An 18553-nucleotide genomic window follows, 5' to 3' on the forward strand; every position below is an offset into this window, starting at 1 on the left:
CCTTCTACTAACTCAGATGTTTAATTATCTGAAAATTCCAATTAATAACCAGTATAACAAACCGGAAAAGCTTCTGCAATGCTTTTAAGAAACAAAAAAGCTTTGAGAAAACAGCGTTTTCCCAAAGCAAAAAAAAATCACCTTTATATGATGAGTGCTCCCCTACTAAAGCCATCTTTAGCAGGGAAAGCAGAGCTAGACTCGGAGTCGCCTCCAACATCATAACACTCTAAAAGAAACATCTATAAAGTGATCGGTTTATTAATTATTTAACAAATTCGATAACTACCATTGGTGCTGCATCGCCGCGTCTTGGTTCTGTCTTCAAGATACGAGTGTAACCACCTTGGCGTTCCGCGAAACGAGGTCCTAAATCGTTAAATAGCTTTTGTAAAGCTGATTCAACAACGATAGACTCATCTTCTTCACGAACACTAGCAACTTCATTACGAACGAAAGTAGCTGCTTGACGACGTGCATGAAGATCTCCACGTTTACCTAAAGTAATCATTTTTTCTACAGTTGAACGTACTTCTTTCGCACGAGCTTCAGTAGTTACGATGCGTTCGTTGATGATTAAATCAGTTGTAATATCACGTAGCATAGCTTTACGTTGGCTTGATGTGCGTCCTAATTTACGGTAACTCACGTTGGGTTCCCTCCTTCGTTTCTGTTCTCACGAGCCACTGCTGTTAAGCAGGACTGGAAACTTCGTAAAAGTCTTAATCGTCCTTACGTAATCCTAATCCTAGATCATGCAATTTAAGTTTTACTTCTTCAAGAGATTTACGACCTAAATTACGTACTTTGATCATTTCTGGTTCAGATTTGTTTGTAAGTTCTTGTACAGTATTAATGCCTGCACGTTTTAAACAGTTATATGAACGAACTGATAAATCAAGTTCTTCAATCGTCATTTCTAGCATTTTCTCTTTTTGAGTTTCTTCTTTTTCCACCATGATTTCAGCGTTTTTCGCTTCGTCAGTAAGGTTTACAAAGATATCTAAATGCTCAGTCATGATTTTCGCAGCTAAACTTAGTGCTTCTTGAGGAATGATTGAACCATCTGTCCATATTTCCATTGTTAATTTGTCGAAATCATCACGACGACCAACACGTGTATTTTCTACTTGGTAGTTAACACGACGAACGGGTGTGTAGATGGAATCAACTGGAAGTACACCGATTGGCATATCTTCTTTTTTGTTTTCGTCTGCTTGAACATAGCCACGACCAGGTTTCACTGTTAAGCGAGCATGGAAAGTAGCTCCTTCAGCAACACTACAGATAACTAAATCTTTATTTAGGATCTCAACATCACTGTCCACGATAATATCGCCGGCAGTCACGGTAGCGGGTCCTGTAATATCGATCTCAAGGGTTTTCTCTTCTTCAGCATATAATTTCAATGCTAAGCCTTTAATATTCAAAATAATTTGTGTTACGTCTTCTCGTACACCTGGAATGGTTGAGAATTCGTGTAAAACACCATCGATTTGAATATTCGTAATTGCAGCTCCTGGTAAAGAAGACAATAAAATACGACGTAGAGAGTTACCTAAAGTAGTTCCGTAACCGCGTTCTAATGGTTCAACGACGAACTTACCATAATCTCTATTTTCATCAATTTTTTCGATTCTTGGTTTTTCAAATTCAATCATTCTTATCTATACCCCTTTCAAAACGAAAAGTGTCTTGTTCAATGACGTTCCTAATTCAAACTCAGAATGAGTGGCGCTCATTAAACACGACGGCGTTTTGGAGGGCGGCATCCATTATGAGGAACTGGAGTCACGTCACGAATTGCAGTCACTTCTAAACCTGTTGCTTGTAATGAACGAATTGCTGCTTCACGTCCAGAACCAGGTCCTTTAACTGTTACGTCTACAGTTTTAAGTCCATGTTCCATTGCCACTTTAGTTGCGGCTTCTGCAGCCATTTGAGCGGCAAAAGGAGTTGATTTTTTGCTTCCTTTAAAGCCTAATGATCCTGCTGATGACCATGCTAATGCATTACCATGTGTATCAGTAATCATTACGATTGTATTGTTGAATGTAGAATGGATATGTGCTACACCTGATTCTATATTCTTTTTGACACGGCGTTTACGACTAACTTTTTTTGCTGCCATGAAGTTCTAACCTCCTTCACTTAGGAATTATTTTTTCTTGCCTGCTACTGTTTTAGTAGGGCCTTTACGAGTACGTGCATTATTTTTCGTGTTTTGTCCACGAGTTGGTAATCCACGACGGTGACGGATTCCACGGTATGAACCGATTTCCATCAAGCGTTTGATGTTTAAGTTCACTTCACGACGAAGATCCCCTTCAACTTTTAACTTATCAATTTCCGCACGAATCGCATCTGTTTGTTCGTTTGTTAAATCACGTACACGAACATCTTCAGATACGCCAACGTTTGCTAAAACTTTTTTAGCTGTAGTGTTACCAATACCATAAATGTAAGTAAGAGAAACTACTACACGTTTGTCACGAGGGATGTCTACTCCTGCAATACGAGCCATTATTCGTTACACCTCCTAATTATCCTTGACGTTGTTTATGTTTTGGATTTGCTGGGCAAATAACCATAACACGTCCTTTACGGCGAATTACTTTACAATGTTCACACATTGGTTTTACTGATGGTCTTACTTTCATGATAATACCTCCTGTGGTTTTACGGAGTACAATTATTTAAAGCGATAAGTAATACGGCCACGCGTTAAATCATACGGTGATAATTCAACTGTTACTTTGTCACCAGGTAAGATACGGATGTAGTGCATACGGATTTTACCTGAAACAGTAGCAAGAACTTGGTGTCCATTTTCTAGTTCGACTTTAAACATTGCATTCGGCAAAGTTTCGACGACTGTACCTTCGACTTCAATCATATCTTCTTTTGCCACGCACAGTACCTCCTTGTACTTGTTTCGCGTTTTCACACGATAAAACGGCGGAAACTCCAGCTCCCACCTAGAAATTCTCAACTAACTTCGTTATTCATTTTGATGTCACAAAACTGTAGAAGTCGGACTGATATATTCTACCATATTTAGTTATGTTTTGGCAAGAGAAACTGAATACAACAACAGGGTTAAACTGCGGGCAATTGGAAATTAGTTTTCGTCAATGATTTTTTTCACATCAGAAAAAACAGTATCGATTTCGCGATTGCCATCGATTGTATGCATCAAGCCTTGTTCTTTATAGAAAGCTAAGATTGGTGCGCTACTTTCAATGTTGACTGCCAAACGATTTTTAACCGTTTCGGGCTTATCATCTTCTCTTTGGTAGAATTCATGTCCGCCACAGCGATCACAAGTGCCTTCAACTTTTGGCGGGTTGAATAATTTATGATACGTTGCGCCACATGTGCGACAGATGAATCGTCCAGCTAAACGCTCGATTAATACATCTTCTTCTACATGGATGTCAATGACAGCATCAATTTTTTTGTTTAATTCTTTAAGCATTGTATCTAATGCTTTTGCTTGATCCAGTGTACGTGGGAAACCATCTAATAGGAATCCTTTGTCTGTATCTGGTTCAGCAAGGCGTTCTTTAACAATTCCGTTTGTTACTTCGTCAGGAACCAGTTCACCTTTATCGATATAAGATTTCGCTTCTAGGCCCAAGGCAGTTTCATTTTTCATTGCTGCACGGAACATATCTCCAGTAGAAATATGTGGAATGCCATACGTATCAATGATTTTTTCTGCTTGGGTGCCTTTACCTGCTCCAGGTAATCCCATTAAAATGAGGTTCATATATTCTCCTCCTAATTTTAAAGACCGGCTTATGAAGCTAGCCATATGTGAGAATGGTGCTGAGGTAAAACCTCAACACTCGATTCTTACTTATTGATAAAGCCGACATATTGACGTTTCATCATTAATCCTTCTAATTGTTTCGTTGTTTCTAATGCAACCCCGATAACGATTAGTAAACTTGTTCCACCTAAACCGATTGATTGAGGTAAGTTCCAAACCATTTGCGCAATGATTGGAAGTAAAGCAACAAGTCCTAGGAAAATTGAGCCGACAACACTTAATCTCATTAACACGCCAGATACATATTCTTCTGTACCTTTACCTGGTCGCACGCTTGGAATGTAGCTTCCTTGTTTTTGTAAGTTTTCCGCTAATTTCTCAGGGTTTACTTGAACAAATGCATAGAAGAACGTAAACGCAACGATTAGGACAGTATAGATGATTGCCCCTGGAACTGTGTTATAACTGAAGATTTTTGTCATAATGTCATACCAATTTTCACCAGCGAATTTTGATGAGAAAGCTTGTAAAATGGCATTTGGTGTTGCAATTAACGAGCTGGCAAAGATAACTGGAATAACCCCAGCAGCATTTACTTTTAACGGTAAATAACTACTTGTTGGTGCACCAGAAACACGTTTTGTATATTGGATTGGAATCTTACGTTCTGCTTGTTGGAAGAACGTTACGACTGTAACAATCACCAAAATAGCAATAACTAAGATTGCAATGAAAATAACAGATTGCCAAATACGAGAAGACTCGATATTGACGAAGTAATCTTCATAGATTTCTTTGACTGCTCCTGGCAAACGAGAAATAATCCCGGCAAAGATAATCATTGAAACACCATTTCCGATTCCTTTTTCTGTAATTTGTTCACCCATCCAAGTCACAAACATCGTCCCAGCAGTTAAAATAACTGCAATCATCACAAAGGTACCTAAGGTTGGATTGTTGACAATCCCAGTTTGACTTAAGCTATTAAAACCAGCAGTGATCCCCATTGACTGAGCCACACCCAAGACAATCGTTAGATATCTTGTTGCTTGATTTAATTTCTTACGCCCAACTTCCCCTTGTTTTGACCATTCTACAAATCTAGGTACAATATCCATTTGCAATAGTTGAATAATAATAGAGGCTGTAATGTATGGCGAAACCCCCATCGAGAAGATAGAGAAGTTTTGCATGGCACTACCACTCACCATATTCAACATATTCAAAAAGGGTAAGCTACTTAAATCAGACAATCCCTTTGCATTCACCCCGGGCACAGTAATGTGCGCACCTAGGCGAAATACAAACAAGATTAAAACTGTAAATAAGATTTTTGATCTAATGTCTTTGACTTTAAAGGCGTTCTTTAATAGCTTGAACAATTAGATCACCTCGATTGAACCACCAGCAGCTTCGATAGCTTCTTGTGCTGATTTCGAGAATTTAGCTGCTTTCACAGTTAATTTTTTCGTTAACTCACCATCTGCAAGAACTTTGATTCCCGCTTTTTCGTTTTTAACGATTCCTGCTTCTTTTAGGACAACAGGAGTTACTTCTGTTCCATCTTCAAAACGGTTTAAAGTATCTAAGTTCACAACAGCGTAATCTTTACGATTAATGTTTGTAAACCCACGTTTTGGTAAACGACGGAATAATGGAGTTTGACCCCCTTCAAATCCTAAACGAACACCACCGCCTGAACGGGCTTTTTGCCCTTTTTGTCCACGGCCAGCTGTTTTACCATTACCAGATGAAGTACCACGTCCAACACGGTTACGTACTTGGCGTGAGCCCTCAGCAGGTTTTAATTCATGAAGTTTCATAGGTTTGGCACCTCCTTAAGCAATCTTCTATTACAAATCTATAAATCTTAAACTTCTTCTACGTCCACTAAATGTGAAATAGTGTTAACCATACCTTTGATTGCTTCATTGGCAGGTTTTGTAACAGTACTATTCACTTTACCTAAACCTAACGCTTTAACTGTAGCACGTTGGTTTTGAGGACGTCCGATAACACTGCGTTTTAAAGTAATTTTTAATTCAGCCATTATTTTTGTCCTCCTTAACCGATAATTTCTTCTACAGATTTACCGCGAAGTGCTGCCACTTCTTCGGCACGTTTTAATTGTTTTAGACCTTCAACAGTTGCGCGAACAACGTTAATAGGTGTGTTTGAACCTAGTGATTTAGATGTAATATCTGCTACACCAGCTAATTCCAATACGGCACGAACTGGTCCACCAGCAGCTACCCCAGAACCTTCTACTGCAGGTTTCATAAGGATACGGCCGCCACCGAATACGCCAATTACTTCGTGCGGGATAGTAGAACCAACCATAGGCACTTCAACTAAGTTTTTCTTCGCGTCTTCGATTGCTTTACGGATAGCTTCAGGTACTTCTTGTGCTTTACCAGTACCGAAACCAACGTGTCCGTTTTTGTCACCGACAACAACTAAAGCTGCGAAACGTAAACGACGTCCACCTTTAACAACTTTTGTTACACGGTTGATCGCTACAACGCGGTCTTCTAATTCCAAATGTTTTGGATCAATATAAACCATGAATGGTGTTCCTCCTTCTCCTAAAATTCTAGTCCATTTTCACGAGCAGCTTCAGCTAAAGCTTGCACGCGGCCATGGTAAAGGTATCCACCACGGTCGAAGACTACTTTTTTGATGCCTTTTTCAGCGGCACGTTCAGCAACTAGTTTACCAACAGCTGCAGCTGTTTCTGTTTTTGTTCCACCTGAAATTTCTTTATCCAAGGCAGAGGCACTTGCTAGCGTCACACCCGCTACGTCATCAATGACTTGCGCGTAGATGTTTTTGTTAGAACGGAAAATGTTCAAGCGTGGGCACTCAGCAGTACCAGAGATTTTGTTACGTACACGACGATGTCTCTTTTGACGTGTTTTGTTTTTATCTGGTTTTGTAATCACAATTTTCACCTCTTTGATTTAATGTTTACTACTAATATTTCAAGCAGTCAGCAGATTACGGAAAAGAGAAGCTGGCAGACAAGACAAAAGCATTTTATTGGAAAAATCCCATAAAATGACAGTTGCTTGTTGTTGACTTCTGTTTTCTACACAGCTGTTATTATTTACCAGTTTTACCTTCTTTACGGCGTACAAATTCACCAACATAGCGAATCCCTTTGCCTTTATAAGGTTCTGGAGGACGAACGCCACGGATGTTAGCAGCTAATTCACCAACAACTTCTTTGTTGATGCCTTTAACGATAACTTGTGTGTTCGCAGGTACTTCAAATGTTACGCCTTCTGGTGCTGTCATTTCGACAGGATGAGAATAACCAACGTTTAAAGTTAATTTGTTGCCTTGTACTTGGGCACGGTATCCGACCCCGATAAGTTCAAGTGCTTTTTGGAAACCTTCAGAAACACCAACAACCATGTTGTTGAAGTTTGCACGAGTTGTTCCGTGGATTGTTTTCATTTCTTTTGAATCGTTTGGACGAGTGAATGTCACTTCGTTTCCTTCGATGTTCATTTTGATATCAGAAGAAAATTCGCGTGTTAATTCACCTTTAGGTCCTTTAACTGTAATGTTGTTTCCGTCTTGCTTGATTTCAACACCAGCAGGAAGAACAACAACTTTATTACCAATACGGCTCACTTAGAGACACCTCCTTGTGTATTTTTTAGAATTACCATACGTAGGCGATTACTTCGCCGCCGATATTTTTCGCTCTAGCTTCTTTGTCAGTAATTACACCCTCTGATGTAGAGATGATTGCAATTCCTAGACCGTTTAATACTTTTGGTACTTCGTCAGCTTTTACGTATGCACGTAAACCTGGTTTAGAAATACGTTTTAAGTTTGTGATAACACGTTCTTCGTTTTTACCATATTTTAGGAAAACACGGATTACGCCTTGTTTGTCATCTTCGATGTATTCTACGTCGCGGATAAATCCTTCACGTTTCAGGATTTCTGCGATATCACGTTTGATTTTTGAAGCAGGTACTTCTAAAGTTTCATGTTTAACCATGTTCGCATTACGAATGCGAGTTAGAAAATCTGCAATTGGATCTGTCATGACCATTGAACTATTTACCTCCTTTATGCGAGTTTACTTGTTTACCAGCTAGCTTTCTTCACGCCGGGAATTTGACCTTTATAGGCAAGTTCGCGGAAGCAAATACGGCAAAGATGAAATTTACGATAAACTGAATGTGGACGTCCACAACGTTCACAACGAGTATAAGCTTGTGTTGAATGTTTAGCAGGACGTTTGTTTTTAGCAATCATTGATTTTTTAGCCACGTAGTTCGCCTCCTTATATTATTTTTGGAATGGCATACCTAATTGTGCCAACAATTCGCGAGACTCTTCGTCAGTGTTCGCTGTTGTAACAATTACGATGTCCATACCGCGTACTTTATCTACTAAATCATAATCAACTTCTGGGAAGATTAATTGTTCTTTAATACCTAAAGTATAGTTACCACGACCATCGAAAGCTTTTTTGCTGACACCGTGGAAGTCACGTACACGAGGTAAAGAAACTGTTACTAATTTATCTAAAAATTCGTACATTCTTTCGCCGCGTAGCGTTACTTTCGCACCGATTGGCATTCCTTCACGTAAACGGAATCCAGCGATAGATTTTTTAGCTTTTGTGATAAGTGGTTTTTGACCAGTGATTAATGCTAATTCTTCAACAGCTTTGTCTAAGTTTTTAGCATTTGATACTGCATCACCCACACCCATGTTGATAACGATTTTATCAACTTTAGGTGTTTGCATAACTGAGCTGTAATTAAATTTTTCCACCAATGATGGTGTTACTTCTTTAATATATTTTTCTTTCAGGCGGTTCATTCAGTAAGCCCTCCTTCCGCAATTTTTATTTATCTAAAACTTCACCTGTTTTTTTAGAAACGCGGACTTTTTTGCCGTCGACTTCTTTAAACGCAACTTTAGTAGCTTCTCCGTTTGAAGGATCAATCACCATTACATTAGAAACATGAATTGGCGCTTCCACTTCAAGGATTCCACCTTGTGGGGCTGCTTGGTTTGGTTTTTGGTGTTTTTTAACGACGTTGACACCTTCAACGATAACTTTATCTTGTTTAGGAAACGCTGCTAAGACAACGCCTTCTTTGTTTTTATCTTTACCAGTGATAACTTTTACTTTATCGCCTTTTTTAACAAACATTACTGTTTCGCACCTCCTTTAACGTGGGCTCGAGATTATAATACTTCTGGTGCTAGAGAAACGATCTTCATGAAGTTGTTTTCACGTAATTCACGTGCAACTGGTCCGAAGATACGTGTTCCGCGTGGGCTTTTATCGTCACGGATAATTACCGCAGCATTTTCATCAAATTTGATGTAAGAACCGTCAGCACGACGAGCGCCAGATTTTGTACGAACGATAACGGCTTTAACTACTTCACCTTTTTTAACAACCCCACCTGGCGTTGCTTGTTTGACAGTAGCAACAATAACGTCACCGATGTTAGCAGTTTTACGACCAGATCCGCCTAGGACTTTGATCGTTAAAATTTCACGTGCGCCAGAATTGTCAGCGACTCTTAAACGACTTTCTTGTTGGATCACGATGTGTATCCCCCTTTCAGATTTTGTGCTTCAATCTATTAGGAAATTCTCGTTTTATTAGATAATAACTGCTTCTTCGACTACCTCTAGTAAACGGAAACGTTTTGTAGCTGATAATGGACGAGTTTCCATGATTTTTACGATGTCTCCAACTTTCGCTGTGTTGTTTTCATCATGCGCTTTATATTTTTTAGAATATTTCATACGTTTGCCATAGATAGGGTGGTTTTTCTTTGTTTCAACGACAACTGTGATTGTTTTATCCATTTTGTCTGATACCACGCGACCTTGGTAAACTTTACGTTGATTTCTTTCTTCAGTCATACGCGTTTGGCCTCCTTCCACTATTAGTTAGCTTGTTCACGCAATACTGTTTTGATGCGTGCAATCGATTGACGTACTTCTTTAATACGTGCAGTGTTTTCTAATTGACCTGTTGCTAATTGGAATCTTAAGTTGAACAATTCTTCTTTTAATTGTTTTTCTTTATCTAGCATTTCGGCAGTGGTTAATTCTCTGATTTCTTTAACCTTCATTCGATTCACCACCCATTTCCTCACGTTTTACGATCTTAGTTTTTACCGGCAATTTGTGAGATGCAAGACGAAGAGCTTCACGAGCTACTTCTTCAGGAACGCCTGCGATTTCAAACATGATTTTACCACGTTTAACTGGTGATACCCAGCCTTCTGGTGCCCCTTTACCTTTACCCATACGTACGCCGATAGCTTTACTTGTGTAAGACTTGTGAGGGAAAATTTTAATCCATACTTTCCCGCCACGTTTCATGTAACGAGTCATTGCAATACGGGCTGCTTCGATTTGACGGTTAGTAATCCAGTGAGATTCAGTTGCTTGTAAACCCCATTCACCAAATGCTACTTCTTTTCCGCCTTTAGCTTCACCGCGCATTTTTCCGCGGAATTCACGACGGTGTTTTACACGTTTAGGTACTAACATGATTATTTCCCTCCTTTCTCAGTGTTTTTTTTCGTTGGAAGAATTTCTCCACGATAGATCCACACTTTAACTCCTAGTTTTCCGTAAGTAGTGTCCGCTTCTTCCCATGCGTAATCAATGTCCGCACGTAATGTGTGAAGTGGTACAGTTCCTTCTGAGTATCCTTCTGAACGAGCGATATCCGCACCGTTTAGACGACCTGATACTTGAGTTTTGATTCCTTTAGCGCCAGCACGCATTGCGCGTTGGATGGCTTGTTTTTGAGCACGACGGAAAGCAACACGGTTTTCTAATTGACGTGCAATTCCTTCGCCTACTAATTTTGCATCTAAATCTGGTTTTTTGATTTCAACGATGTTGATGTGAACTCGTTTGCCAGTTAATTTGTTTAATTCTTTTCTTAGGTTTTCGACTTCAGATCCGCCTTTACCGATAACCATACCTGGTTTAGCTGTGTGAATTGAAATGTTAACACGGTTTGCAGCGCGTTCGATTTCAATTGTAGATACAGCAGCATCAGCAAGTTTTGTTGCGATAAATTTACGGATTCTTAAATCTTCGTGTAAGAATTCAGCATACTCTTTTTCAGCATACCATTTCGCATCCCAGTCGCGGATGATGCCTACACGCATTCCAATTGGATGTACTTTTTGACCCACTGATTGTCCCTCCTCTTAAATGTTTAAGCTCTGTTTTCATAAAGAAAACAGTCTATTTCATGAGACTTATTTCTCTGTTACAACTACTGTGATGTGACTAGTACGTTTGTTGATTGGTGAAGCTGAACCTTTTGCACGAGGACGGAAACGTTTCATTGTTGGTCCTTCGTTAACAAATGCTTCAGATACGACTAAGCTTTCAACGTCTAAGTCAAAGTTGTTTTCTGCGTTAGCAACTGCTGACATTAAAACTTTTTCAATGATTCCAGCAGACTTGTTCGGTGTGAATTTCAAGATTGAAATTGCATCCGCAACGCTTTTCCCTCTGATAAGATCGATTACTAAACGTGCTTTACGAGGTGAAGTGCGAACTGTTTTTGCAGTTGCTTTAGCTGATGTAATTTGTTCTGACATTTGCATATCCTCCCCTCAAAATTAGCGTTTAGTTTTTTTATCGTCAGCAACGTGGCCACGATAAGTTCTAGTTGGTGCAAATTCACCTAATTTATGTCCTACCATGTCTTCTTGAATGTAAACAGGGACATGTTTCCGTCCATCATATACAGCGATTGTGAAACCTACGAATGATGGAAAAATTGTAGAGCGGCGAGACCAAGTTTTAATTACTTTTTTCTTTTCGGCACCTTGTTGTGCTTCGACCTTTTTCATCAAATGATCATCGACGAAAGGTCCTTTTTTTAAACTACGACCCATGGTGAACCTCCTCTCAAAATGTACGACACATGGTCAAAAAAATTATTTAGTACGACGACGAACGATAAGTTTGTCTGATTTAGCTTTTTTATTACGTGTTTTGTATCCAATTGCTGGTTGACCCCATGGAGATACTGGCGCTTTACGTCCAATTGGTGTTTTACCTTCACCACCACCGTGTGGGTGATCGTTAGGGTTCATTACGCTACCACGAACAGTTGGGCGTTTACGCATCCAACGAGAGCGGCCAGCTTTACCAATGTTGATTAATTCGTGTTGTTCGTTACCAACTGAACCGATTGTTGCACGGCAAGTTGCTAAGATCATACGAACTTCGCCAGAGTTTAAGCGGATTAATACGTATTTGCCTTCTTTACCAAGTACTTGCGCGCTTGTTCCAGCCGAACGGATTAATTGTCCACCTTTACCAGGTTTCATTTCAATGTTGTGGATAACTGTACCAACTGGAATGTTTTCCAATGGTAATGCGTTACCTACTTTAATATCTGCTTCTGGACCAGATACTAGGCGCATGCCTACTTCTAATCCTTTTGGTGCTAAGATGTATGCCTTAACCCCGTCTTCGTAATGAACTAACGCGATGTTAGCAGAACGGTTTGGATCGTACTCGATCGTTTTAACAACCGCTGCGACGTTATCTTTATTACGTTTGAAGTCAATCACACGGTATTGACGTTTGTGACCGCCACCTTGGTGACGAACCGTAATGCGACCGTTGTTGTTACGACCGGCATTGTTTTTTAATGGCTGTAACAATGATTTTTCTGGTGTTGAAGTTGTGATTTCAGCGAAATCAGAACTTGTCATGTTACGACGGCCATTTGTGGTAGGTTTGTACTTTTTAATCGCCACGTCTTATTTCCCTCCTACGTTGATATTGTTCAGGACTGCTTATTCAGCAGCTTCGAATAATTGAATTTCTTTTGAATCTTCAGTTAATGTAACGATCGCTTTGCGACGTTTTTTTGTATAACCTGCATATTTACCCATGCGTTTGAATTTTGGACGCACGTTTAAGATGTTTACGTTTGCTACTTTAACATCGAATGCTGATTCAACAGCTTGTTTTACTAAAGTTTTGTTTGCGCGAGTGTCCACTTCGAAAGTATATTTCTTTTCGTCCATAGCTAACATGGATTTTTCAGTGATCACTGGGCGTTTGATTACGTCTAGTAATTCCATTATGCAAGCACCTCCTCAATTTGAGTAAGAGCTGTTTGTGTTGCCAAGACTTTGTTAGCTGACACAACATCTAACACACTAACGTTATCAGAAGTTACTACAGAAACGTTTGGTAAGTTACGAGCTGATAAAGCTGCAAAGTCGTTACCATTTTCTAAAACAACTAATACTTTAGTATCGATAGACAAGTTAGCAAGAACTTGTTTGAATTCTTTTGTTTTTGGTGCATCGAAGCTTAAACCTTCTACTGCTACCAAGTTATTTTCAGCAACTTTGTCTGATAATACAGATTTCATTGCTAAGCGACGAACTTTTTTAGGAAGTTTGTAGCTGTATGAACGCGGTGTTGGTCCAAAGACTACGCCACCTCCACGCCATTGTGGTGAACGGATTGAACCTTGACGAGCACGACCAGTTCCTTTTTGACGCCATGGTTTGCGGCCACCGCCACGAACAGCGCTACGGTTTTTAACTGCGTGTGTTCCTTGTCTTAATGAAGCACGTTGCATGATGATTGCATCATAGACAACACTTTCATTAGGTTCGATTCCGAAGATTTCTTCATTTAAAGTGATTTCACCGTTTTGAGTTCCATCTTGTTTGAATAATGCTACATTCGGCATTCCTTAGTTCCTCCTTTCCCTACACTTATTTAGCTTTCACAGCTGATTTGATTGTGATTAAAGATTTTTTCGCTCCAGGAATGTTTCCTTTGATTAAGATAACATTTCTTTCTACGTCCACTTTAACAACTTCAAGGTTTTGAATTGTTACGCGGTCGCCACCCATACGGCCGGCTAGTCGTTTATTTTTAAATACACGGTTAGGCGCTACTGGACCCATTGACCCAGGACGACGGTGATAACGAGAACCATGAGACATAGGTCCGCGGCTTTGGCCGTGACGTTTGATTGCCCCTTGGAATCCTTTACCTTTCGTAGTACCTGTAACATCAACAACGTCTCCTGCTTGGAAAACATCTACTTTGATTTCTTTACCTACTTCATATTCTCCTAGCTCAACATTCTTGAATTCTTTAATGAAGCGCTTAGGAGCCGTGTTTGCTTTTGCAACATGACCTTTCGCAGGTTTGTTTGATAAAACTTCACGTTTGTCTTGGTAACCAACTTGGATAGCTTCGTATCCGTCAGTTTCAACAGTTTTTACTTGTAAAACTACGTTTGGCGTAGCTTCAACTACTGTTACTGGAATTAATTCACCAGACTCAGTAAAGATTTGTGTCATTCCCACTTTTTTCCCTAAGATTCCTTTGGTCATGAGTACACCTCCATCTTAATTTTATAGTTTGATTTCAATATTAACACCAGACGGTAAGTCAAGCTTCATTAGAGCGTCAACTGTTTTTGGTGTTGGGTTCACAATGTCAATTAGACGTTTGTGAGTACGCATTTCGAATTGTTCGCGAGAATCTTTGTATTTATGAGTCGCACGAATAACTGTGTAAAGTGAGCGTTCTGTTGGTAATGGAATCGGACCTGATACGTCAGCTCCAGTTCTTTTTGCTGTTTCCACAATTTTATCCGCTGATTGATCTAAAATACGGTGTTCATACGCTTTTAAACGGATACGAATTTTTTGTTTTGCCATCTTGTTCCCTCCTTCGCCTATTTTAAAAGTAGACATAGCTCCACGAAAATTTATCCGGCATGCTCGTTCATGGCAAAGCGTCCGAGCGTGTCGCAACCTCTCGCTTCACAGCCGGCAAATCAAATCGTTGATCTACCAATGCTTTTTACACTCCTGTAAACAGCACCTTTTTGATTATACTATGAAAGGATAGTGTTAGCAAGGATTTTCTGCGTTTTTTTGAAAGAATTTTTTCTTGTTTTGAAAAGCATTTGTTTTGTTTTTCAATTCTTTTCATTCTATTTTTATAAAAAAAGAATTTGAGATTCTTTTTTTTACCAGAATCTCAAATTCTTTCTTTTTTATTCTATTAACCAATCCGGCGCATTGGAATATCATTGTTATCTGGATGAACCAATAAATATTGAATAACATCAATATTGCTTGCTTGGAATGAGGCTGCACATGCTTGCAAATATAAGTCCCACATTCGATAGAAGCGCTCGCCTTTTTCGTCAACAATTTCTGCTTCTATATTATGGAAGTTTTTTGTCCAATGTTCCAGCGTCAATTGATAATCTCTGCGCAAACTTTCCAAGTCAATCACTTGCAAGTCGTTTTCTGTCATATGGCCGACTAGCTCAGTGACACCAGGAATATAGCCACCTGGGAAAATATAACGATTAATCCAAGCATTTTTAGCCCCACCTTGTTGGCGACTGATCCCATGAATCAACGCCGTACCTTTAGGCGCTAAATTCCGCTGAACGACATCAAAATATTCATGTAGATTTTCCGCACCGACATGTTCAAACATCCCGACACTCGTAATATGGTCAAAAGACTCTCCTTTTAAATCACGATAATCCATCAATTTGACAGTCATTCGATCTTGTAGACCTTCTTTTTCTATAATATGGCGAATATGATGAAATTGCTCTTCACTTAATGTAATCCCAGTTGCTTTGGCTCCATATTCTTTCACCACAGTTAAAATTAACGTGCCCCAGCCGCAGCCAATATCCAGTAAAGTGTCGCCCTCTTTGATAAACAATTTATCTAAAATATGATGAACTTTATTCACTTGCGCTTGTTCTAATGTATCTTCAGGCGTTTTAAAATAAGCACATGAATACGTCATTGTTTGGTCAAGCCATTTTTTGTAAAAATCATTTCCTAGATCGTAATGGCTGTGAATATCCTCTTGCGAACGTTTTTTTGAATGACTTTCTTTAGGAAGCCATTTAATAAATTTAGCATTGTGTAAAAAGCTATCCTTTTGGTTATACACATCATAAATCAGCGCTTGGATATCGCCTTCGATTTCAATTTTGCGATCCATGTAGGCTTCCCCTAAAGTTAACGAAGCGTTATTCAGTAAATCCTTCACAGGAATTTTTTCATTGAATACAATTTTAAAAACCGGATCCCCCGACCCTTGCCCATACTCTTTGACGGTACCATCCCAGTATGTGACTTGTGTCTTTTTTGAAAAAGACCATTTAAACAGTTGACTGTACGTTTCTTTTTCTAACATTGCATTCCCTCCATTAAATACCATTTGAAGCCAAAACAAAAAGAAGTCGCTTTCCGATAGTTCGTCAAAACAAACACCACAGTCCGTTCTAAACTGAAGCACAGAAAAGTTAACATCCCTTCTATGTTCCGCTTCTTTTTTGCAATTACAGTTCTATTCTACTCCTCTTTTAAAAATTTGAACATTCTTTTAACGTAATACCTACTATTGTTATTCTTTATCACAAAAAAACTAGAGCCAGTCCTTGACAGACTCCTCTAGTTCTAAACATTATGCTTCCTTACGCATCCGTTGTTCCGCATGGGTGTATGCACCATGCCACACGTGCCCCACATAAGGATTAACTTGAATACCGTGTTTAATCGCCGCTGCTACAAATTTTTTTGCTAACGTTACTGCTTCTAACACCGAATAACCTTTCGCCAAACCAGCTGTGATCGCCGCTGAAAAAGTACAACCTGCACCATGATTATAATCAGTAGGATATAATTCATTTTCCAAAAGATGCGCGGTGTGACCATCGTAAAACAAGTCCAGTGCTTTTTCACCAGCTAAGCGATGTCCCCCTTTAACCACGACATGTTTGGCTCCCATTTGTACAATTCGTTTTGCCGCTTCTTCCATCTCCGCCACGGAAGAAATTTCGCCTAAACCAGATAAGATGCCCGCTTCAATTAAATTAGGCGTAGCAACTAATGCTAATGGCAGTAAATCGTTTTTTAGGCCTTCCACACTTTTGGGTTGCAGAATTTGTGCCGTTCCCTTACAAGCAATGACTGGGTCAATCACGACTTTTTGAATTTTTTCTTGTTTAATGTATTTGCTAGCCATTTTAATATTTTGTTCATTGCCCATCATCCCTGTTTTCAAGGCCGCTACTGGACCGCCTGCAAAAACCGAAATCAATTGTTTTTCTAAGAGCGTTTCTGGCAATTCAGTTACTTCATGTGACCAGCCTGTCGTAGGATCCATCGTCACAATCGAGGTTAAACTTGAAAATCCAAAAACTCCATACTCTTCAAATGTTTTTAAATCTGCTTGAATCCCTGCCCCTCCAGTTGAATCGGAGCCTGCAATCGTCAATACTTTTTCCATTAAATCACCTAACCTTTTTCTCCAAGTATACGGAAGAAACAAGTCTGCTAAAACAGCCAATTGGCTTATTTTTTAGCCAGCCAATTTCTAAACAAAAAAAGACCAGAGAATAAATTCTCTGGCCTTACGTCCGAATACCCCAGTTTTTTACGCTGGTTAAAGCTATAGTTAAAAAGTTAATTATTTAACGATTTCAGTAACAACGCCTGAACCTACAGTACGTCCGCCTTCACGAATAGAGAAACGAGTTCCGTCTTCGATAGCGATTGGGTGAATTAATTCAACGTCCATAGCAACGTTATCACCAGGCATTACCATTTCAGTACCTTCTGGCAATTCTACAACACCAGTAACGTCTGTTGTACGGAAGTAGAATTGAGGACGGTAGTTAGTGAAGAATGGAGTGTGACGTCCGCCTTCTTCTTTTGATAATACGTATACTTCAGCTTTGAATTTTGTGTGTGGAGTGATTGTAGCTGGTTTAGCTAATACTTGTCCACGTTCGATATCTTCACGTGCTACACCACGTAATAAAGCACCGATGTTGTCGCCTGCTTCAGCGTAGTCTAATAATTTACGGAACATTTCAACACCTGTAACAGTTGTTTTAGATGTTTCGTCTTTAATACCAACGATTTCAACTTCGTCACCAACGCGAACTTCACCACGTTCAACACGGCCTGTAGCAACAGTACCACGTCCAGTGATTGAGAATACGTCTTCGACTGGCATCATGAATGGTTTGTCAGTATCACGTTCTGGAGTTGGGATATATTCGTCAACTGCAGCCATTAATTCTAAGATTTTTTCTTCATAAGACTCGTCGCCTTCTAAAGCTTTCAAAGCAGAACCTGCGATAACTGGAACATCATCGCCTGGGAAATCGTATTCTGATAATAAGTCACGAACTTCCATTTCTACTAATTCTAATAATTCTTCGTCATCAACCATATCCATTTTGTTTAAGAATACAACGATGTATGGTACACCAACGTTACGTGATAATAAGATATGTTCACGTGTTTGAGGCATAGGACCATCAGCAGCAGAAACTACTAAGATAGCTCCGTCCATTTGAGCAGCACCAGTGATCATGTTTTTAACGTAGTCCGCGTGTCCTGGGCAGTCAACGTGTGCATAGTGACGAGTTTCAGTTTCATATTCGATATGAGAAGTGTTGATTGTGATTCCACGTTCTTTTTCTTCTGGAGCGTTATCGATAGAATCGTAGCTTTGTGCTTCCCCGCCACCGTGTTTTGATAATACAGTAGCAATTGCAGCTGTTAATGTAGTTTTACCATGGTCAACGTGTCCGATAGTACCAATGTTAACATGGGATTTAGAACGGTCAAATTTTTCTTTTGCCATTTTGAATGTTCCTCCTAAAAATATAAATTTTATTGTTTGTTTTATATGTGATAGACGCTACTAAAA

The 18553-nt window shown here is 39.5% G+C and carries 33 protein-coding genes; all 33 read right to left on the reverse strand.

The genetic code is table 11. The features are described 5' to 3' along the window. Positions 1–7: 7 nt before the first annotated feature. The 33 genes from AB1I62_RS13265 to tuf all read right to left on the reverse strand — a co-directional run bounded on the left by AB1I62_RS13265 (position 8) and on the right by tuf (position 18487). Positions 8–220 carry a hypothetical protein gene (locus AB1I62_RS13265; protein ID WP_048738125.1) on the reverse strand — a complete coding sequence of 71 codons (213 nt, stop codon included), beginning with the start codon at positions 218–220 and terminating at the stop codon, positions 8–10. A gap of 45 nt (positions 221–265) precedes the next feature. Continuing rightward, positions 266–649: a 50S ribosomal protein L17 gene (gene rplQ / locus AB1I62_RS13270; RefSeq protein ID WP_002356228.1), complete on the reverse strand. Its 384-nt coding sequence runs from the start codon at positions 647–649 to the stop codon at positions 266–268. 73 nt (positions 650–722) lie between these two features. Continuing rightward, the gene (locus AB1I62_RS13275; protein WP_002356227.1) at positions 723–1661 is read right to left on the reverse strand and encodes a DNA-directed RNA polymerase subunit alpha; all 939 of its coding nucleotides are present in this window, start codon (positions 1659–1661) and stop codon (positions 723–725) included. 80 nt (positions 1662–1741) lie between these two features. After that, positions 1742–2131, reverse strand: a complete 390-nt coding sequence (rpsK, locus tag AB1I62_RS13280) for a 30S ribosomal protein S11 (protein WP_002356226.1) — start codon at positions 2129–2131, stop codon at positions 1742–1744. 27 nt (positions 2132–2158) lie between these two features. Then, positions 2159–2524, reverse strand: a complete 366-nt coding sequence (gene rpsM / locus AB1I62_RS13285; RefSeq protein ID WP_002356225.1) for a 30S ribosomal protein S13 — start codon at positions 2522–2524, stop codon at positions 2159–2161. A 19-nt stretch (positions 2525–2543) separates the two neighbouring features. After that, positions 2544–2660 carry a 50S ribosomal protein L36 gene (gene rpmJ / locus AB1I62_RS13290; RefSeq protein WP_002288710.1) on the reverse strand — a complete coding sequence of 39 codons (117 nt, stop codon included), beginning with the start codon at positions 2658–2660 and terminating at the stop codon, positions 2544–2546. Positions 2661–2692: 32 nt separating this feature from the next. Then, positions 2693–2911 (reverse strand): translation initiation factor IF-1, encoded by a 219-nt coding sequence (gene infA, locus AB1I62_RS13295; RefSeq protein ID WP_002356224.1) that lies wholly within the window; start codon positions 2909–2911, stop codon positions 2693–2695. Between the two features lie 210 nt (positions 2912–3121). Then, positions 3122–3772 carry an adenylate kinase gene (locus tag AB1I62_RS13300; RefSeq protein ID WP_002356223.1) on the reverse strand — a complete coding sequence of 217 codons (651 nt, stop codon included), beginning with the start codon at positions 3770–3772 and terminating at the stop codon, positions 3122–3124. An 86-nt stretch (positions 3773–3858) separates the two neighbouring features. Next, on the reverse strand, positions 3859–5157 hold the full coding sequence (gene secY / locus AB1I62_RS13305; protein WP_002359350.1) for a preprotein translocase subunit SecY: 1299 nt from the start codon (positions 5155–5157) through the stop codon (positions 3859–3861). After that, positions 5158–5598, reverse strand: coding sequence for a 50S ribosomal protein L15 (gene rplO / locus AB1I62_RS13310; RefSeq protein ID WP_002356221.1), 441 nt, complete (start codon positions 5596–5598; stop codon positions 5158–5160). Between the two features lie 47 nt (positions 5599–5645). After that, positions 5646–5825: a 50S ribosomal protein L30 gene (gene rpmD / locus AB1I62_RS13315; protein ID WP_002356220.1), complete on the reverse strand. Its 180-nt coding sequence runs from the start codon at positions 5823–5825 to the stop codon at positions 5646–5648. A 14-nt stretch (positions 5826–5839) separates the two neighbouring features. Continuing rightward, positions 5840–6340, reverse strand: coding sequence for a 30S ribosomal protein S5 (gene rpsE / locus AB1I62_RS13320; RefSeq protein ID WP_002356219.1), 501 nt, complete (start codon positions 6338–6340; stop codon positions 5840–5842). A 20-nt stretch (positions 6341–6360) separates the two neighbouring features. Further along, complete coding sequence (gene rplR, locus AB1I62_RS13325) at positions 6361–6717, reverse strand: 50S ribosomal protein L18 (protein ID WP_002356218.1); 357 nt, start codon at positions 6715–6717, stop codon at positions 6361–6363. Positions 6718–6877: 160 nt separating this feature from the next. Then, on the reverse strand, positions 6878–7414 hold the full coding sequence (gene rplF / locus AB1I62_RS13330) for a 50S ribosomal protein L6 (RefSeq protein WP_002356217.1): 537 nt from the start codon (positions 7412–7414) through the stop codon (positions 6878–6880). Positions 7415–7445: 31 nt separating this feature from the next. Then, positions 7446–7844: a 30S ribosomal protein S8 gene (gene rpsH / locus AB1I62_RS13335; RefSeq protein ID WP_002356215.1), complete on the reverse strand. Its 399-nt coding sequence runs from the start codon at positions 7842–7844 to the stop codon at positions 7446–7448. Positions 7845–7879: 35 nt separating this feature from the next. Then, positions 7880–8065 carry a type Z 30S ribosomal protein S14 gene (locus AB1I62_RS13340; protein ID WP_002356214.1) on the reverse strand — a complete coding sequence of 62 codons (186 nt, stop codon included), beginning with the start codon at positions 8063–8065 and terminating at the stop codon, positions 7880–7882. An 18-nt stretch (positions 8066–8083) separates the two neighbouring features. Then, the gene (rplE, locus tag AB1I62_RS13345; RefSeq protein WP_002356213.1) at positions 8084–8623 is read right to left on the reverse strand and encodes a 50S ribosomal protein L5; all 540 of its coding nucleotides are present in this window, start codon (positions 8621–8623) and stop codon (positions 8084–8086) included. A gap of 25 nt (positions 8624–8648) precedes the next feature. Continuing rightward, positions 8649–8960: a 50S ribosomal protein L24 gene (rplX, locus tag AB1I62_RS13350; RefSeq protein ID WP_002356212.1), complete on the reverse strand. Its 312-nt coding sequence runs from the start codon at positions 8958–8960 to the stop codon at positions 8649–8651. A gap of 35 nt (positions 8961–8995) precedes the next feature. After that, the gene (gene rplN / locus AB1I62_RS13355; RefSeq protein WP_002356211.1) at positions 8996–9364 is read right to left on the reverse strand and encodes a 50S ribosomal protein L14; all 369 of its coding nucleotides are present in this window, start codon (positions 9362–9364) and stop codon (positions 8996–8998) included. A 57-nt stretch (positions 9365–9421) separates the two neighbouring features. Further along, the gene (gene rpsQ, locus AB1I62_RS13360) at positions 9422–9688 is read right to left on the reverse strand and encodes a 30S ribosomal protein S17 (protein WP_002359348.1); all 267 of its coding nucleotides are present in this window, start codon (positions 9686–9688) and stop codon (positions 9422–9424) included. Positions 9689–9711: 23 nt separating this feature from the next. Continuing rightward, the gene (gene rpmC, locus AB1I62_RS13365; protein ID WP_002383858.1) at positions 9712–9900 is read right to left on the reverse strand and encodes a 50S ribosomal protein L29; all 189 of its coding nucleotides are present in this window, start codon (positions 9898–9900) and stop codon (positions 9712–9714) included. Then, positions 9890–10324 carry a 50S ribosomal protein L16 gene (gene rplP / locus AB1I62_RS13370; protein ID WP_002356208.1) on the reverse strand — a complete coding sequence of 145 codons (435 nt, stop codon included), beginning with the start codon at positions 10322–10324 and terminating at the stop codon, positions 9890–9892. The genes rpmC and rplP overlap by 11 nt, the downstream gene beginning before the upstream one ends. 2 nt (positions 10325–10326) lie before the next feature. Then, positions 10327–10983, reverse strand: a complete 657-nt coding sequence (gene rpsC, locus AB1I62_RS13375) for a 30S ribosomal protein S3 (protein ID WP_002356207.1) — start codon at positions 10981–10983, stop codon at positions 10327–10329. A 66-nt stretch (positions 10984–11049) separates the two neighbouring features. Next, positions 11050–11397: a 50S ribosomal protein L22 gene (rplV, locus tag AB1I62_RS13380; RefSeq protein ID WP_002356206.1), complete on the reverse strand. Its 348-nt coding sequence runs from the start codon at positions 11395–11397 to the stop codon at positions 11050–11052. Between the two features lie 21 nt (positions 11398–11418). Continuing rightward, positions 11419–11697 carry a 30S ribosomal protein S19 gene (gene rpsS, locus AB1I62_RS13385; RefSeq protein WP_002356205.1) on the reverse strand — a complete coding sequence of 93 codons (279 nt, stop codon included), beginning with the start codon at positions 11695–11697 and terminating at the stop codon, positions 11419–11421. A gap of 42 nt (positions 11698–11739) precedes the next feature. Then, complete coding sequence (gene rplB / locus AB1I62_RS13390; protein ID WP_002356204.1) at positions 11740–12570, reverse strand: 50S ribosomal protein L2; 831 nt, start codon at positions 12568–12570, stop codon at positions 11740–11742. A gap of 39 nt (positions 12571–12609) precedes the next feature. After that, positions 12610–12900 carry a 50S ribosomal protein L23 gene (locus AB1I62_RS13395; RefSeq protein WP_002356203.1) on the reverse strand — a complete coding sequence of 97 codons (291 nt, stop codon included), beginning with the start codon at positions 12898–12900 and terminating at the stop codon, positions 12610–12612. Next, a complete protein-coding gene (gene rplD / locus AB1I62_RS13400) occupies positions 12900–13523 on the reverse strand; it encodes a 50S ribosomal protein L4 (RefSeq protein WP_002356200.1) in 624 nt (207 codons plus the stop codon). The genes AB1I62_RS13395 and rplD overlap by 1 nt, the downstream gene beginning before the upstream one ends. A 25-nt stretch (positions 13524–13548) precedes the next feature. Next, positions 13549–14178 carry a 50S ribosomal protein L3 gene (gene rplC, locus AB1I62_RS13405; protein WP_002356199.1) on the reverse strand — a complete coding sequence of 210 codons (630 nt, stop codon included), beginning with the start codon at positions 14176–14178 and terminating at the stop codon, positions 13549–13551. 21 nt (positions 14179–14199) lie between these two features. Then, the gene (gene rpsJ, locus AB1I62_RS13410; RefSeq protein ID WP_002389727.1) at positions 14200–14508 is read right to left on the reverse strand and encodes a 30S ribosomal protein S10; all 309 of its coding nucleotides are present in this window, start codon (positions 14506–14508) and stop codon (positions 14200–14202) included. 349 nt (positions 14509–14857) lie between these two features. Continuing rightward, on the reverse strand, positions 14858–16024 hold the full coding sequence (locus tag AB1I62_RS13415; protein ID WP_048738121.1) for a cyclopropane-fatty-acyl-phospholipid synthase family protein: 1167 nt from the start codon (positions 16022–16024) through the stop codon (positions 14858–14860). Between the two features lie 270 nt (positions 16025–16294). After that, positions 16295–17119: a bifunctional hydroxymethylpyrimidine kinase/phosphomethylpyrimidine kinase gene (gene thiD, locus AB1I62_RS13420; protein WP_048738118.1), complete on the reverse strand. Its 825-nt coding sequence runs from the start codon at positions 17117–17119 to the stop codon at positions 16295–16297. Positions 17120–17299: 180 nt separating this feature from the next. After that, positions 17300–18487, reverse strand: a complete 1188-nt coding sequence (tuf, locus tag AB1I62_RS13425; RefSeq protein ID WP_002356194.1) for an elongation factor Tu — start codon at positions 18485–18487, stop codon at positions 17300–17302. Positions 18488–18553: the final 66 nt, after the last annotated feature.

This window comes from Enterococcus sp. AN402, assembly GCF_040719405.1.
GTDB classification, from domain to species: domain Bacteria; phylum Bacillota; class Bacilli; order Lactobacillales; family Enterococcaceae; genus Enterococcus; species Enterococcus faecalis.

Excerpts from the sequence above, each read along its gene's own strand:
- AB1I62_RS13265 (WP_048738125.1), bottom strand. The coding sequence starts at position 220 with ATGTTGGAGGCGACTCCGAGTCTAGCTCTGCTTTCCCTGCTAAAGATG.
- AB1I62_RS13275 (WP_002356227.1), bottom strand. The coding sequence starts at position 1,661 with ATGATTGAATTTGAAAAACCAAGAATCGAAAAAATTGATGAAAATAGA.
- rpsK (WP_002356226.1), bottom strand. The coding sequence starts at position 2,131 with ATGGCAGCAAAAAAAGTTAGTCGTAAACGCCGTGTCAAAAAGAATATA.
- rpsM (WP_002356225.1), bottom strand. The coding sequence starts at position 2,524 with ATGGCTCGTATTGCAGGAGTAGACATCCCTCGTGACAAACGTGTAGTA.
- rpmJ (WP_002288710.1), bottom strand. The coding sequence starts at position 2,660 with ATGAAAGTAAGACCATCAGTAAAACCAATGTGTGAACATTGTAAAGTA.
- AB1I62_RS13300 (WP_002356223.1), bottom strand. The coding sequence starts at position 3,772 with ATGAACCTCATTTTAATGGGATTACCTGGAGCAGGTAAAGGCACCCAA.
- rplO (WP_002356221.1), bottom strand. The coding sequence starts at position 5,598 with ATGAAACTTCATGAATTAAAACCTGCTGAGGGCTCACGCCAAGTACGT.
- rpmD (WP_002356220.1), bottom strand. The coding sequence starts at position 5,825 with ATGGCTGAATTAAAAATTACTTTAAAACGCAGTGTTATCGGACGTCCT.
- rpsE (WP_002356219.1), bottom strand. The coding sequence starts at position 6,340 with ATGGTTTATATTGATCCAAAACATTTGGAATTAGAAGACCGCGTTGTA.
- rpsH (WP_002356215.1), bottom strand. The coding sequence starts at position 7,844 with ATGGTCATGACAGATCCAATTGCAGATTTTCTAACTCGCATTCGTAAT.
- rplE (WP_002356213.1), bottom strand. The coding sequence starts at position 8,623 with ATGAACCGCCTGAAAGAAAAATATATTAAAGAAGTAACACCATCATTG.
- rplX (WP_002356212.1), bottom strand. The coding sequence starts at position 8,960 with ATGTTTGTTAAAAAAGGCGATAAAGTAAAAGTTATCACTGGTAAAGAT.
- rpsQ (WP_002359348.1), bottom strand. The coding sequence starts at position 9,688 with ATGACTGAAGAAAGAAATCAACGTAAAGTTTACCAAGGTCGCGTGGTA.
- rpmC (WP_002383858.1), bottom strand. The coding sequence starts at position 9,900 with ATGAAGGTTAAAGAAATCAGAGAATTAACCACTGCCGAAATGCTAGAT.
- rplP (WP_002356208.1), bottom strand. The coding sequence starts at position 10,324 with ATGTTAGTACCTAAACGTGTAAAACACCGTCGTGAATTCCGCGGAAAA.
- rplV (WP_002356206.1), bottom strand. The coding sequence starts at position 11,397 with ATGTCAGAACAAATTACATCAGCTAAAGCAACTGCAAAAACAGTTCGC.
- rpsS (WP_002356205.1), bottom strand. The coding sequence starts at position 11,697 with ATGGGTCGTAGTTTAAAAAAAGGACCTTTCGTCGATGATCATTTGATG.
- AB1I62_RS13395 (WP_002356203.1), bottom strand. The coding sequence starts at position 12,900 with ATGGAATTACTAGACGTAATCAAACGCCCAGTGATCACTGAAAAATCC.
- rplD (WP_002356200.1), bottom strand. The coding sequence starts at position 13,523 with ATGCCGAATGTAGCATTATTCAAACAAGATGGAACTCAAAACGGTGAA.
- rplC (WP_002356199.1), bottom strand. The coding sequence starts at position 14,178 with ATGACCAAAGGAATCTTAGGGAAAAAAGTGGGAATGACACAAATCTTT.
- rpsJ (WP_002389727.1), bottom strand. The coding sequence starts at position 14,508 with ATGGCAAAACAAAAAATTCGTATCCGTTTAAAAGCGTATGAACACCGT.
- AB1I62_RS13415 (WP_048738121.1), bottom strand. The coding sequence starts at position 16,024 with ATGTTAGAAAAAGAAACGTACAGTCAACTGTTTAAATGGTCTTTTTCA.
- thiD (WP_048738118.1), bottom strand. The coding sequence starts at position 17,119 with ATGGAAAAAGTATTGACGATTGCAGGCTCCGATTCAACTGGAGGGGCA.
- tuf (WP_002356194.1), bottom strand. The coding sequence starts at position 18,487 with ATGGCAAAAGAAAAATTTGACCGTTCTAAATCCCATGTTAACATTGGT.